This window comes from Pseudanabaena mucicola FACHB-723, assembly GCF_014696385.1.
Classification (GTDB): Bacteria; Cyanobacteriota; Cyanobacteriia; order Pseudanabaenales; family Pseudanabaenaceae; genus Pseudanabaena.
In genome coordinates, this window is sequence record NZ_JACJQB010000002.1 from 77236 (window position 1) to 91119 (window position 13884).

The 13884-nt window shown below is 43.4% G+C and carries 16 protein-coding genes; 5 read left to right on the forward strand and 11 right to left on the reverse strand.

The annotated features are described in order from the left end of the window. Window positions 1–80: 80 nt before the first annotated feature. The 3 genes from gnd (at window position 81) to H6F41_RS01965 (ending at window position 3284) form a co-directional block, all read left to right on the forward strand. Window positions 81–1505: a decarboxylating NADP(+)-dependent phosphogluconate dehydrogenase gene (gene gnd / locus H6F41_RS01955; protein ID WP_190401798.1), complete on the forward strand. Its 1425-nt coding sequence runs from the start codon at window positions 81–83 to the stop codon at window positions 1503–1505. 153 nt (window positions 1506–1658) lie between these two features. Beyond that, the gene (locus H6F41_RS01960) at window positions 1659–2114 is read left to right on the forward strand and encodes a DUF29 domain-containing protein (protein WP_190401799.1); all 456 of its coding nucleotides are present in this window, start codon (window positions 1659–1661) and stop codon (window positions 2112–2114) included. 33 nt (window positions 2115–2147) lie between these two features. After that, window positions 2148–3284 (forward strand): anhydro-N-acetylmuramic acid kinase, encoded by a 1137-nt coding sequence (locus H6F41_RS01965; RefSeq protein ID WP_190401948.1) that lies wholly within the window; start codon window positions 2148–2150, stop codon window positions 3282–3284. Window positions 3285–3325: 41 nt separating this feature from the next. On the opposite strand, the gene rpsB is transcribed toward H6F41_RS01965, so the two are convergent. The 3 genes from rpsB to H6F41_RS01980 all read right to left on the reverse strand — a co-directional run bounded on the left by rpsB (window position 3326) and on the right by H6F41_RS01980 (window position 6748). Next, entirely contained in the window at window positions 3326–4105 is a 780-nt protein-coding gene (rpsB, locus tag H6F41_RS01970) for a 30S ribosomal protein S2 (protein WP_190401800.1), read from the reverse strand. A gap of 209 nt (window positions 4106–4314) precedes the next feature. Next, window positions 4315–5586: a glycosyltransferase gene (locus H6F41_RS01975; RefSeq protein WP_190401801.1), complete on the reverse strand. Its 1272-nt coding sequence runs from the start codon at window positions 5584–5586 to the stop codon at window positions 4315–4317. An 85-nt stretch (window positions 5587–5671) separates the two neighbouring features. Next, complete coding sequence (locus tag H6F41_RS01980; protein ID WP_190401802.1) at window positions 5672–6748, reverse strand: Mrp/NBP35 family ATP-binding protein; 1077 nt, start codon at window positions 6746–6748, stop codon at window positions 5672–5674. Between the two features lie 183 nt (window positions 6749–6931). Between H6F41_RS01980 and H6F41_RS01985 the strand changes: the two genes are divergently transcribed. Beyond that, window positions 6932–7258, forward strand: coding sequence for an STAS domain-containing protein (locus H6F41_RS01985; RefSeq protein ID WP_190401803.1), 327 nt, complete (start codon window positions 6932–6934; stop codon window positions 7256–7258). Window positions 7259–7312: 54 nt separating this feature from the next. On the opposite strand, the gene H6F41_RS01990 is transcribed toward H6F41_RS01985, so the two are convergent. The 3 genes from H6F41_RS01990 to H6F41_RS02000 all read right to left on the reverse strand — a co-directional run bounded on the left by H6F41_RS01990 (window position 7313) and on the right by H6F41_RS02000 (window position 9872). After that, entirely contained in the window at window positions 7313–8467 is a 1155-nt protein-coding gene (locus H6F41_RS01990; protein ID WP_190401804.1) for a PP2C family protein-serine/threonine phosphatase, read from the reverse strand. Window positions 8468–8502: 35 nt separating this feature from the next. Beyond that, complete coding sequence (gene psbP, locus H6F41_RS01995) at window positions 8503–9051, reverse strand: photosystem II reaction center PsbP (RefSeq protein ID WP_190401805.1); 549 nt, start codon at window positions 9049–9051, stop codon at window positions 8503–8505. A 383-nt stretch (window positions 9052–9434) separates the two neighbouring features. Then, on the reverse strand, window positions 9435–9872 hold the full coding sequence (locus H6F41_RS02000; protein WP_190401806.1) for a BLUF domain-containing protein: 438 nt from the start codon (window positions 9870–9872) through the stop codon (window positions 9435–9437). Between the two features lie 142 nt (window positions 9873–10014). On the opposite strand from H6F41_RS02000, the gene H6F41_RS02005 reads away from it, so the two are divergent. Continuing rightward, window positions 10015–10548, forward strand: coding sequence for a hypothetical protein (locus H6F41_RS02005; RefSeq protein WP_190401807.1), 534 nt, complete (start codon window positions 10015–10017; stop codon window positions 10546–10548). Between the two features lie 86 nt (window positions 10549–10634). Here the strand turns inward: H6F41_RS02005 and rpsI are convergent, their stop codons facing one another. From rpsI to H6F41_RS02030, 5 genes are all read right to left on the reverse strand, one after another. Next, window positions 10635–11048, reverse strand: coding sequence for a 30S ribosomal protein S9 (rpsI, locus tag H6F41_RS02010; protein ID WP_190401808.1), 414 nt, complete (start codon window positions 11046–11048; stop codon window positions 10635–10637). A gap of 12 nt (window positions 11049–11060) precedes the next feature. Beyond that, window positions 11061–11528 carry a 50S ribosomal protein L13 gene (gene rplM, locus H6F41_RS02015; protein ID WP_190401809.1) on the reverse strand — a complete coding sequence of 156 codons (468 nt, stop codon included), beginning with the start codon at window positions 11526–11528 and terminating at the stop codon, window positions 11061–11063. A 62-nt stretch (window positions 11529–11590) separates the two neighbouring features. After that, on the reverse strand, window positions 11591–12430 hold the full coding sequence (truA, locus tag H6F41_RS02020; protein ID WP_190401810.1) for a tRNA pseudouridine(38-40) synthase TruA: 840 nt from the start codon (window positions 12428–12430) through the stop codon (window positions 11591–11593). Window positions 12431–12438: 8 nt separating this feature from the next. After that, the gene (gene rplQ / locus H6F41_RS02025; RefSeq protein WP_190401811.1) at window positions 12439–12873 is read right to left on the reverse strand and encodes a 50S ribosomal protein L17; all 435 of its coding nucleotides are present in this window, start codon (window positions 12871–12873) and stop codon (window positions 12439–12441) included. 49 nt (window positions 12874–12922) lie between these two features. Beyond that, a complete protein-coding gene (locus H6F41_RS02030) occupies window positions 12923–13876 on the reverse strand; it encodes a DNA-directed RNA polymerase subunit alpha (protein ID WP_009628985.1) in 954 nt (317 codons plus the stop codon). Window positions 13877–13884 lie beyond the last annotated feature (8 nt).

A 13884-nucleotide genomic window follows, 5' to 3' on the forward strand; every position in this document is an offset into this window, starting at 1 on the left:
CGCAAGTTCAGGAAAAACAACCTGTACCTAATGATATCTGCATGATATCTGCCGATGTTTCAACGGATAAAGAGGATTTTATGACATCTGACAAGCAAAATTTTGGATTAATCGGTTTGGCGGTAATGGGTGAAAACCTTGCTCTAAACATTGAGCGTAATGGTTTTTCGATGAGTGTGTACAACCGTAGCCGTGACAAAACCGATAAGTTTTTGGCGACCCGTGCTGCTGGCAAGAATTTTAAAGGCACATTTACGATCGCAGATTTTGTTGCCTCATTAGAGCGTCCTCGCAAAATTATGATCATGGTCAAGGCAGGAGCGCCTGTGGATGCCGTCATTGAGGAACTGAAACCATTCCTAGATGAAGGCGACATCATCATTGATGGTGGTAACTCGCTCTATAACGATACTGATCGCCGCACCGTGGAGCTAGAGAGAATCAATCTCAAGTTTATTGGTATGGGGGTAAGTGGCGGCGAAGAAGGCGCACTCAATGGACCAAGTATGATGCCTGGTGGTCAGAAGTCTGCCTATGCTGAAATCGAGCCAATTGTGACCAAGATCGCGGCTCAAGTCGATGACGGTGCTTGTGTGACTTACATCGGCAAGGGCAGTGCAGGGCATTACGTGAAGATGGTGCATAACGGTATTGAGTATGGCGATATGCAGTTGATTGCTGAGGCTTACGATTTACTCAGCACTGGGTTGGGCTTGACGGCAAGTGAGTTGCATGAAACTTTTACAGCATGGCGTACTTCTGAGCTTGATTCTTATCTAATCGATATTACGGCAGATATTTTCACTAAAGCCGATGAACTGACTGGGGATGCACTGGTTAACAAGATTCTTGATGCCGCAGGTCAAAAGGGTACGGGTAAATGGACTGTCCAAAGTGCTTTTGATCTCGGTGTAGCGATCCCCACAATGATTGCGGCGGTGACCGCAAGGGTGATGTCTTCTTACAAAGAAGAGCGCGTAGCAGCTTCTAAGGTGCTAAAAAGTTCGACCTCTGGTAAATACGAAGGCGATCGCCAAGAATTTATTGATGCAGTGCGTGACGCACTGTACTGTTCCAAGATTTGTTCCTACGCTCAGGGCATGGCACTACTTAGTGCAGCTTCCCGTGATTTTGGCTATGACTTAAATTTGGGTGAAATTGCCCGTATTTGGAAAGGTGGTTGCATTATTCGTGCGGCTTTCCTTGACAAGATCAAACTGGCTTTTCAGCGCAATCCTCAATTGCCTAACTTGTTAGTCGATCCTGATTTCAAACAAACGATTCTGACCAAAGAAGCGGCATGGCGAAAGGTGGTTGTAGCAGCGGCGCAGTTGGGTATCCCGATTCCTGCCTTTAGTGCATCCCTCGATTATTTCGATAGTTACAGACGCGATCGCCTACCTCAAAACTTGACACAGGCTCAGCGCGATTACTTCGGTGCTCACACCTACGAGCGCACCGACAAGCCCAGAGGTGAATTTTTCCACACTGAGTGGATGAAGTAATTTCATTATTCAAAATGGTGTTAACGTTTTGAGTATCCCAAGAAGAAATGCGGTATTTGTACTGCCTTTCTTCTTGGAGGCAGACTAACCGTAATCGAGATGATATGGGTAATAATGGTAATACCTTAGATATGTCAAGAGAGTTACAAATTAATGACTCAGACAATTGCAAAACAGTCATTGTACGAATCTGACTACTTACTTTGGATACAAGAAACCATAGCGAATTTAAAATCTAAAAATTTTGAGTGTTTAGATATTGATAACTTAATTGAGGAGATTGAGGACTTGGGGCGATCGCAAAGGAAGGAGTTAGAAAGCCGTCTCAAGACTTTGCTAGAACATCTCCTTAAGCGGATTTACGTCAATATGCCCGATTGTTTCAATGGCTGGGAAAATACAATTCGTGAGCAGCGATCGCAAATTGAGGTGTTACTCAACAACTATCCCAGTCTGAAAAGCTATTGGGATGAACATTTGAGTTCTGCATGGCGCATCGCTTTAAAATATGCTCGTAAGGAATACCAATCGCACGGCTTTAATTTTCCTGATACATGGCAGTTTGAAAACGACATCGACTCGATTTTAAATATTGATTTTTGGCTTTAGCGACAATTCATGATTAATGTGCCAACGGACAAAATATTAGCAATCGGCTTAATTAGTGGAACATCAGTGGACGGCATCGATGCGGCTCTAGTGGAAATTTACGATCGCAATGGCATTCTTAGCACTAACCTAATTGCAGGACATACCTATGCCTATGAGGATGACCTGCGTACTGAAATTTTGGCAGTCTGTGCAGGTGCGCCGCGATCGCTCCAGCAAATATGTGAATTAGATGATCGCATTGCCGAAAGTTTTGCTAAAGCTGCGATCGCAATTAAAGAAAAAAGTGATCAAATACCAGACTTAATTGGCTCCCACGGTCAAACAGTATTTCATCGTCCGCCAGTAATGCCTAAGGATGGCAAAACAGGGCTTGGATATTCAGTGCAGTTGGGCAGAGGTGCAGTCATTGCTGAACTAACAGGAATTAAGACTGTCAGTGATTTTCGGGTTGCCGATATCGAAGCAGGGGGACATGCTGCCCCCCTCGTACCAATGTTAGATCTCTTGTTGCTATCTCACCCCACTAAGCACCGTGTTTGTCAAAATATTGGTGGCATTAGCAATTTGACCTATCTCCCTCCCAACGCCATCGAAAATCAAGATCAAGTATTTGGTTTTGATAATGGCACGGGCAATGTGTTGATGGATATGGCAGTTCAAAAACTATTTGGTGTATCGTTTGACAATGATGGCGCAATTGCTCGGCAAGGCAAACCAGATATTGCTCTCATCGAAACATGGCTCAAACAAGATTTTTTTGATACACCTCCTCCCAAATCGACGGGGCGTGAGTTATTTAGCCCTGCATACTTAGAAAAATGCTTGAGCGAATGTCAACATTTAAGTAATTACGATATTCTTGCCACGCTCACTGAATTTACTGCCCTTGCGATCGCAAAAAGCTATCGTGATTTCCTGCCCGTTTTCCCTGAAGAAGTCCTAATCGGTGGAGGCGGTGGGCGCAATGGCTATTTAATGGAGCGATTACAGGATGTACTAGCACCAGCAATCGTCATGCATACAGATGCGATGGGCTTGAGTGGCGATAGTAAAGAAGCGATCGCCTTTGCGGTGCTGGGATATTTAAGAGTTAAAGAACGTTTTGGCAATTTGCCGAGCGTTACAGGCGCAAAGTACCCTGTATTATTAGGCAAAATTTTCCCATAAAAAAGCGGCGCTAAGCGCCGCTTTTTTATGGGTGAGAAGCCTTAAGCTTCTGCACCTTCTTCATCACCAGTGATGATTTCATCATCAGCCAAAGCTTCTACTTCTTCAGCCGAGATTTCATACTCGATATCTTCAATATCGCCATGACGACCTTCGTAGATCGCGTCAGCCAACTTACCAACGATCAACTTGATCGAGCGAATTGCGTCATCGTTAGCAGGAATACCAATATCAACGCTATCAGGGTCGCAGTTGGTATCAAGTAACGACACAATGGGAATACGTAGCTTTTGGCACTCTTGAACCGCATTGTATTCGCGCTTATGATCAACGATTACAACGATATCGGGTGGCTTACGCATCAACTTGATACCACCAAGATATTTGCGGAGCTTTTCCATTTCGCGGCGCAAGGTCGATGCTTCCTTCTTAGGTAAGCGATCTAATGCACCACTTTCATCGCGACGTTCGAGATCCTTGAGGCGATCGACACGGGTTTTGATCGTTGTCCAGTTGGTGAGCATTCCACCCAACCAGCGTTGGTTGATATAGTAGCTACCGCAACGGGCTGCTTCTTGAGCAATCAAACCAGCAGCTTGACGCTTTGTACCCACAAACAATACTTTCTTGCCTTGCTCGGAAGCTTGACGCAAATAAGCATAGGCTTCTTCGAGGTATTGTGCTGTCTGCACAAGGTCAATAATATGGACGCCATTACGCTCGGTGAAGATGTAAGGCTCCATCTTGGGGTTCCAACGACGGGTTTGATGCCCGAAGTGAACTCCCGACTCTAGCAATTGGGCTAGGGTTACGACTCCCATTTAAGTTTTCTCCTGTGTTCGGGTTTGTCCTTGCGCCTGAGATGGAATCTAGTAGTTACGAGTAACTCTAAACACCCGAAACCTCAAGCGTGTGTTGATGTGTGTATTTTTCACAGCCTATCTAGGATAGCGTATGATGTACTTATTTGACTATGCATTGTTCATGGAATTAGCCACTTTTCTTTTCTAATTCAATGCTCTGTCAATGATTAGGCGTTCAGTGGCTCACCTGTCGAGACAACTTTCTCTATAATGTCAGCAGCTCGACTTACTCCTCCTGATGCTGCGATCGCAGTTTGCATCCTCACCGCGTTTTCCTTGTAGGAACTTTCGGTCAATACCTTTTGAATTGCTGTTCTTAAGCGAGAAACATTTAATTTTTTAAGCGGGATTGTCTCACCACAACCCGACCAAGCAATTCTTGCTGCCACACCAGGCTGATCATTAGTAACGGGTATCGCAACCATTGGCACACCGTTCATCAAACATTCCATGGATGTATTCATACCCGCATGAGTAATCATTAACGAGGCTCTTTTGAGAATCTCCAATTGCGGAGCATACTCTACAACTAGAGGATGTCCCTTTAAGTTTGGCAGGGATTCTGGTTTCGTTGCTCCACCCAAAGAAATTACCAACTGAACGTCAAATTCTTCGCAAGCCGCAGAAATATCCTCAAATACACCAAGTAAGCGATTTTGCAACGTTCCCATTGAGGCATAAATTAACGGTTTTCCTGTTAACTTTTCGTAAGGAAAATTCACTGATTGACGACTACTGGAGGAGTGATAGGGACCTGTAAAATGAAAATGTGGAGGTAATTCTTGACGAGGAAACTCAAAGGCAGCAGGGGCTTGGCTAATTTGGGCAAGTTTTGAGTAGCGTTGATTGGGATTGTTGTACAGAGGTAGATTATGCTTCTGACGAAATTCATTCAGAGCATCAGTAATTGGTTGTGCAGCTCGACTGAGAATTTTGTAGCCTAATCTGTTACGTAAAATTCCAATCCAGCTAGGATCGTAAGCCCAGCTTGTATTAAAAGGAGGAACAGATGCCTCCCGATTCAACACTACAGCACTGCATATTGTGACAAAGGGGATTCCTAAGAAGTCAGCAACCGTTCCTCCCTGTGATGCACCTTGGTTAACCAATAAAGCATCTACACCTAATGATTTCATTTGGGAGGGTGCTTCTTTCAGTAAAGTGACTGCTTCTAAAGTCAAGAAGTTAATCGTGTATTTTAAGGCTGCTAGTCCTTTTAGCTTTCCTAATTCAGCAAAGATTTTTTTAGTAATTCCCAAAGGAAATTCTGTTTCGCCGATCGCCTGAAATTCAATTCCTGCTGTCACTGCCTTGGTTTGAGTATCTAGTATCCCAAACAGAGTGACACGATGCCCACGCCTTTGTAACTCTTGCCCCAATGGAAGCATTGTGTTTAGAGGTCCTGTGGAGCCAGGGGAAATTATGCCAAAATGCGTCATGTTTGATGGTTACGATCGCAATATTAAATGATTTATTTAAGAGCATACCCTGCGGGCATACCCTGCGGGCATACCCTTAAAACTGTTAAGCCTGAACTTTAGCTGCGATCGCCTTAGCAATCTCTCGTAAAGCTTGAGCTGAAGCAGACTCAGGATGACCTAAAACAATTGGCACACCACGATCACCACCTTCACGCAGACTAATTTCTAAAGGTACACAACCAAGCAACTCTACACCCAGTTCTTCAGATGCTTTTTTACCACCACCAGAGCCAAAAATATCGTACTGCTTGTCAGGCATATCGGGAGGGATGAAATAGCTCATATTTTCGACAATACCCAGCACAGGAATACCCATATTTTGGAACATCTTCAAGCCTTTACGGGAATCTAACAGCGACACAGTTTGCGGTGTGGTGACGATGACGGCTCCTGCTAATGGCACAGACTGCGTGAGTGTCAACTGTGCATCCCCAGTACCCGGAGGCATGTCTACAATTAAATAATCTAGTTCGCCCCAATTAGCTTGGTACAAAAACTGACGGATTACGCCATTGAGCATTGGGCCCCGCCAAACTACAGGTTGATCCTTAGCAATTAAGAATGCCATGGAGATCATTTTTACCCCATAGTTAAAGGCTGGCTCAACTACATCTGCGCCATTTTCCGCCTTAACAACCTTTACTTGAGCAGCTTCCATGCCTAGCATTACAGGCACATTAGGGCCATAAATATCAGCATCGAGAATACCGACCTTTGCACCCATGTCGGCAAGAGCAACAGCAACATTAACCGCTACCGATGTCTTACCTACGCCACCTTTACCACTAGAAATTGCGAGGATATACTTCACACCTTCAATGCCCTGTAAAGCACTAGTGGGTGTGGTTGGTGTGGCGATCGCAGGGCTATTAGCAATTACCTTCACCCAGACATCCGATACATTTGCGATCGCATTAATCGCATCTTTACATTCTTGAATTAAAAGATCACGCTTTGGGCTATTCGGATCATTCAGTAATAAAGTGAAACTGACTACCCCATTAGACTTAACGGTGATATCTCTCACCATATTCAGCTCAATAATACTTTTTTGGCGATCAGGATCAACAATGGGCTTTAATAAGTTTTGGATCGCTTGCACATCGGGTAAATCAGCCATAGATTTTTAAGATTAAAAAGATCATTAATTAAGTAATAGTGCCAAGATCTCATTAAAGCCCAAATAAGAACCAAAATCATCGATAAAGATTTATGCTTATTGAGAATCAAGCATCAAGATTTGCTCCCTCAGCAAAACTCCTCCAATTTTCTAACTACCTCTAACCAGTCAAGAAAAAATTTTATGAGTAACCAAGTACAAATTATGCAACCTTCGGGAAGGTTGGATGTCACAACGGCGGCTGATTTTCGTCGCCAAGTCAATGACATTGCCTCATCAGCGAACCCTCCTAAATATTTGCTAGTTAATCTCCAAGATATTAACTTCATGGATAGCTCTGGCTTAGGTGCGCTAGTGTCCGCTCTAAAATCCATTCGTAACAGCAGTGGGGATATGGTGATTTGTGGGGCAAATGACCAAGTGCAAATGCTCTTTGAACTGACAAGCATGACCAAGATTTTTAAAATTTATACAACGGTTGATGAATTTCAGGCAACCTTAGCTAGTTAAAAGAAAAGCTGGTGCTGCTCTCTAAGCTAGCAGCACCAGCTTTTCTTTTAAGGTTTAAATTTCAAATGAAACCTCTAGTAAAGACAAATCATCCTCAAAGGGACGATTATTGGATGCAGCTTTAACGCAGTCTAGTATATGCTCAATTCGCGATCGCTGATCACAGGGCGTATGGATAAAGGTATCAATCAAAGAATTAAAGCCCCAAATAGTTTGATCCTCCTGAGTAACCTCATAGACTCCATCACTAAATAGATACAGCCTACTGCTAGTATCAATCTCACAAACCTGCTCTTGGTAGTTCATGTCAGGCATCATCCCAATTGGTAACCCAGATGTCTTGAGCAACTTTATTTTCGGGATTTCCTGATTAGATATTAAAACGGCTGGGGGATGTCCACCGCTTGAATAGACCAACTTATGCGTCTGCCGATCATATACCCCATACCAGATTGTGAAATACATTTCATTGTGGGCTGACATCTGAAAGTTACTATTCAAATCACGCAGAACTTCGCTAGGGCTGTAAAAATTGGTCGTATCTTGAGAGACTCGACTTCGCCTGAGACTGCGTGTCCGCATCAAATTTAAAACAGATACTGATAGTAATGCCGAGCCAACACCATGTCCTGACACATCGAGCAAATACAGTGCCAGATGATCATTATCTAGCCAGAAATAGTCAAAACTGTCGCCACCAAGCTGAGTTGACGGCAAAAAACTCGACTGAATTGAGATATCTCCAGACATTGGTGCAGGCAAAAGCGATCTTACATATTGCGAGGCTTGGGATAGCTCTTGCTCAATCAAATGCTTTTGCTTTTGGATTTGTTCTGTCGCTTGACATAAGCGGATTCCAGCTCGAACCCTTGACTTTAACTCATTAATGCGTGGTGGCTTGTTTAAAAAGTCATCTGCACCCATATCAAAGCCCTTCACCAGATCCCCTTCTTGGTCCTTAGCAGTCAACAAAATAAAGTAAATATTGGCTAGTTCAGGATTTGTTTTAATCTGCCGACATACTTCTAATCCATCAACGACAGGCATCATCCAGTCGCAAATAATTAACGTGGGGTGGAGTTCTTTAACCTTTGCTAAACCTTCCTGCCCGTCCTTAGCGACAATCACGTCATATCCCTGACTCTTGAGAAATCTCTGAAGGGTCATTCTGATGGTGGGATCATCATCAATGATCAGGATATGCGGCATATTGTCAAGTTATGAGCTTACAGCACTAATATTTTTTATTCGTCAATGGTGAAAGACTTAGCAACTCTAGAGAATAGATCTTTCACTTTTTCCCAGCGTTTTTCAGAGCTAGAAATACTTAAGGTGTAAAGATTGCCACGATTAGTAGACACAGTTACAAGGTCATGACGAGGTTCACCCTGCGCTCTCTGCACAGCATATTCAAAAATGTAATAATTGCGATCGCCTGATTCTTTTTGAGTAGCACTCAGTAACTGGGCTTGGCGACCAGAGCCTTCAGGAGCAACTACACGCTGCTGTACACGCAAACCAATGGCATCGGCATCACCAATTTCTTCTAGGGTTTTGACAGTTAGCAGTTTTGTAATTGCCACCGACACATTTTCCGAAGGTTCAATAATGTCATGAAACAGAATATCGATCGCAGAATTACCCTTTGTTTCTGTCCAACCATTCGGATACAAAAAACGATATCCATCTTTACTATCCGCAAATGGCACTAAACCGCTTGTAGGCGTGCTGGCACAGCTAGTTAGGAGTAAGGAAAATACCACAAGCAATGTAGAGATGACACGTTTGAACATAATCAAGAATATTAAATAGAGTGAACGATTAAATTATTAATAAAAAGGATTAGTAAGAGTATTAAATTATTCTGCAAAGCAGTTCAACAAAACTAGCAGAAACGGTAGTGCTAAAAAGGAAAGGATTGATTTTTGTAAGGATGGGCGGCGCTTCGCTCCGCCTATCCTTACCTATTTAGCGCTACCGCAGAAACTACCTTGTCATTTACTCTTAGCCGAAGAATTACTTTAAAAATCTTGGACAGTAAGATATGAGATTAATTTACAATACTTACCAATACTAGGATACAGCACCGCAGCAATCTCAGTTCGGTAAGACCATACCAAAATCTTAGACCTAAACCAGACTTAAGAGATTGCTGAGTAGCTTTGAAATCTGTAAATTAATTAAAATTGCCACCCCGTTGATAAAGTGCCGTCAACTCACGCAGAAAGCTTAAGCTCTGCTTGCCAGTCATCGAAATTGGTGAAAATGTCTCAGAACTAGAATATTTTAGAATAATATCACAAATTTCTGCTTGAGTGCCAAGCTGAACGACCTTCATTGACCATAGCCCAAAGTCACGATGTTCAATTTCGGAAAAATCAATCAGTTCTGCGTTGTTATGGCGTTTATCCATCAAAATTCGATTATAGGTTTGGCTAATTAATCGCCGACTGCCCTCTAGCACCTGTAAAAACATAGAGTCTCCAAATGTAAGCATTCCTGTGATGCCTACATTTTTGTTGTTATGCTCAGACTTCTCCGCAATATCAACCAAATCAGGATACTCTAGCCCTGCGATCGCCTGACTGACATAGATTAAACGATAGAGAGTCATAAATTAATTCTGACAAGTTTTGACAAGTATTTATATCAAGATTAGCAAAAATTGGTAGGTCTAAATAATATGGTAAGGAGTAGTTGGGGATTTTTGCCAACTACTCCTTACCTATTGAATAATCTATATAAATCTGAATTTTATGACCAGCAAACAATGGCGATCGCTTGCCAATATTTTTTTAATTTGCCTAATTTGTCTTGGTATAACCTTCACAAACTCCTTTGTCACCAAAGCCTTAGCAGCAACCGAACCTTCATCAAATCAGATCATTGATCGTTTTGAAAACATCAAAAATAAAATGGCAAAACTAAGATTTTGCTATAACGAAAGCTGTTTCTATCGCAACGTTACCAGCAAAGTGATCCCGCCTAATGATAAGAATCCTCATTACACCGCCGAAATCTCTGCGGCAGTTGAGCGCCCATCCTCAAGCCCAGATCTTGCAGATTATCATTTTATTTATGCTGATGATCACTGGCAATTAGTCAAAGGTGAAGAGTTTACCGATGTGGCAGATTATGTATTTATTGGCGATCGCTACGAAATCTACAGCGTTCACAATAGCCATACTTTGCGCGGTAATCTCGATAAGGCAAAAGAAGATGGCGGTATCAAGTCAGGATATTTGCCGCTTTACTATGAAGTTCTAGATCGTGGAATTGAAAAGCTATAAAAAGATGAGATGCGGCGCAAAGCGCCGCATCTCATCTTTTTCATTAAAAAAAGCCTCGCAAAGCGAGGCTTTTTTCGGGTAAGTAATTAACGTTTCGAGTATTGAGGAGCCTTACGCGCTTTCTTAAGACCATACTTCTTACGTTCCTTACAACGAGGATCGCGGGTCATATAGCCTTCAACCTTTAGAGGCTTACGATTTTCAGGAGCAAGTTCACACAATGCACGAGCAACACCCAAGCGAATTGCATCAGCTTGACCAGTTACACCGCCACCATGGGCATTAACCATAACATCATACTCATTTTCCAAGCCCAAGGTTTCCAAAGGAGCCTTAACACCTGAGATATAAGTAGGGTTGAACTGCAAATACAGATCGCCGGGTTTACCGTTGATCACAATTTTTCCTTCCCCTGGGACTAGACGCACACGGGCGATCGCAGTCTTACGGCGACCAGTACCCCAGTAAACAGCACGATTAGAACGTTCGGTATCTGACATCGTTTATTTCTCCTACTTCTGCGATGGAATGGTGTTGATTACCAAGGTTTCAGGCTGTTGTGCATCATGGGGATGACTACCACCCTTATAAACCTTGAGCTTTGTAAAAAGCTGACGACCAAGAGTATTCTTAGGCAACATACCCTTAACTGCATGTTCAAGAATGCGCTCAGGAACACGAGCGATTACCTTATCAAAGGTTTCAGTTTTCATACCACCTGGGCGACCAGAATGTCTTCTGTATAGCTTTTGGGTGGATTTTTTGCCAGTTACAGCAATCTTTTCAGCATTGATAACCACGACAAAATCGCCAGTATCTAAATGTGGGGTATAGGTTGGCTTATTTTTGCCGCGCAAGATAACTGCGATCGCGCTAGCAAGCCGTCCGAGGCGCTGACCTTCGGCATCAATAATGTACCACTTACGTTCTGGGTCTTTTGGTAAGTAGCTTTTATTAGGAGTGAGTGTAGTTGTAGTCATTAGTTTCTCTACAAAGGGAATTTATCTATGAAACTTTTTGATTTAGAAGAGCTTTTGTAATCTCAAACCAATGTAATGATTTGCTTATTTTTTAAACTCAACGTTTGCTTGCGCGATCCGAACTCTTCAAATGGATCATCAGCATAACCGATCGCCAAAAGGCATAGTCCTTGAGGAGGAGCGGCATACTTAACTTCTATACGACGTTTTTGCTGCCATCTGTCAGTAAAAGCGGCGACACTGAGACTAGAACGCCCCACATCAACTAATTGCCCTACCAACAAACGGATCATGCCATACAAAAATCCACTTGCTTGGACTTCCACATGTACAAAATCTCCATCTCGCCAGCATAGAGCCTCTTGGAGTTCAAGACGACTATGGGGACGGGTTGATCCTGCTCTCTGAAATGCTGCCATGTCTTGTTCCCCCAACATGGGTTGCAAGGCTTGGTGCATCAGCTTCTCATCAAGATAATCGTGGTAGTAGTGCCAGCTAAACTGCTTGACAAACAAATTCGGAATTGCTGCGGTGTAAATCGTGTAACGATAACGTCGCCATGTTGCCGAAAATCTTGCGTGCCAGTCATTAGGAACTTCTGTTGATCCACAGATTAAGATCCCTTCAGGCAAATAACTATTCAGTACCTTTGCCCAACGATGGGGAGGAATCAAACTTGACGTATCAAAATGCGCTACTTGAGCCGCAGCATGAACGCCTGTATCTGTCCTACCAGCACTATGCAAAACGGTTACTTTTCCACAAATCTTTGCGATCGCTTCTTCAATCGTTTGCTGCACACTGGGATGATTTGGCTGCCTTTGCCACCCATAAAAATGTGTACCTAGATATTGAATAACTAAAGCAACACGATGGGATGACTCAGAATCAGCAGAGAACATCTTCGGGTTTATACAAGTTGCAAAATTGCCATTTCTGCATTGTCACCACGACGACTGATGGTGCGAACAATGCGAGTATAGCCACCATTGCGATCGGCGTAGCGTTCTTTAGCTTGGCTAAACAACAAGTCAACTAAGCTAGTAACGCGCTCTTCTTCAGGAAGCTGCTCTTGCTTGGTTTTAGTCATTGGGCGATCGCTAACGGGTTCGCCATCCTTGACAGCAATGTCATATAGATAAGAGATTGCTTGGCGGCGAGCATGTAATGAGCCATCCTTGGCAAGGGTGATCATGTGATCAACGTTGGTGCGGACAGCATCGGCTTTCGCTCTGGTGGTCTTAATTTCGCCTCTGAGGATTAACTCAGTGGTCAAAGCACGGAGCAGTGCTTTGCGCTGGTCAGCAGCTCGATTAAGCTGAGGGGTTTTACAACGGTGACGCATAGGTGTGTACTAGATGGATGTGAAACGAAACTCTGTAATCAAGAGATTTTTAGAGAACTTTAGAAGCTTTGGACTCAGTTAAGGTCAAGCCAAGATGCTGTTTGAGGGCATCCATAACTTCCTCTGCTGACTTTTGACCAAAGTTTTTAATTTCCAGTAGATCGTCTTGGGTGTATTCCAACAAATCAGCAACAGTATTGATCTGTGCTCGTTTGAGGCAGTTGTAAGCCCTGACGGATAGTTGCAATTCTTCAATGTGAATTTGCTTAGTCTCGTCTTGCTCATCACGTTCTTGAGGCAACGAAGGCGCAAGGGTGATTTCTTGAAGGGGCGAGAACAAATTCACTAAAACGCTAGCAGCTTGGCTGAGCGCTTCTTGAGGCGTAATGCTGCCGTTTGTCCAAATATCGATGAGTAAGCTCTCTTTGTTGATCGCATCACCAATCCGAGCGTCCTTAATCTCATACTTGACCTTACGCACAGGCATAAACACAGCATCAATCTTGAGTGTATCAATGGGAGAACTGTGATCTTCTTTAGATCGGTCTACCGAGCGATAACCTTTACCACGCTCAATTGTTAGCTCCATTTCCAAAGTTGCGCCTTCACTAAGAGTGGCGATGTACTGGTTAGGATTAACAATCTCGATGTCTGATGGCAAAGAATGAAAACTGGTAGCCGTGACAAGCTTTGGACCGCGCTCTACCAAACGAATGATCTGTGGTGCTGAGCTGTAAGACTTCAACACTAGTTCCTTCAGGTTGAGCATCAAATCTAAAACATCTTCCCGCACACCTGGAATTGTCGCAAATTCATGGTTAACACCAGCAATGCGAACGGCAGTGACGGCCGCACCCTCAAGATTGGAGAGCAATACTCTTCTGAGCGCATTTCCAATGGTAATGCCTTGCCCCCGATCTAATGGCTCCAGTACAAATTGACTGTACTGGCTATTGTCTTTTTCTGTGTGGGATGCAACGCACTCAACCTGAAACTGTGCCATATTTGTAC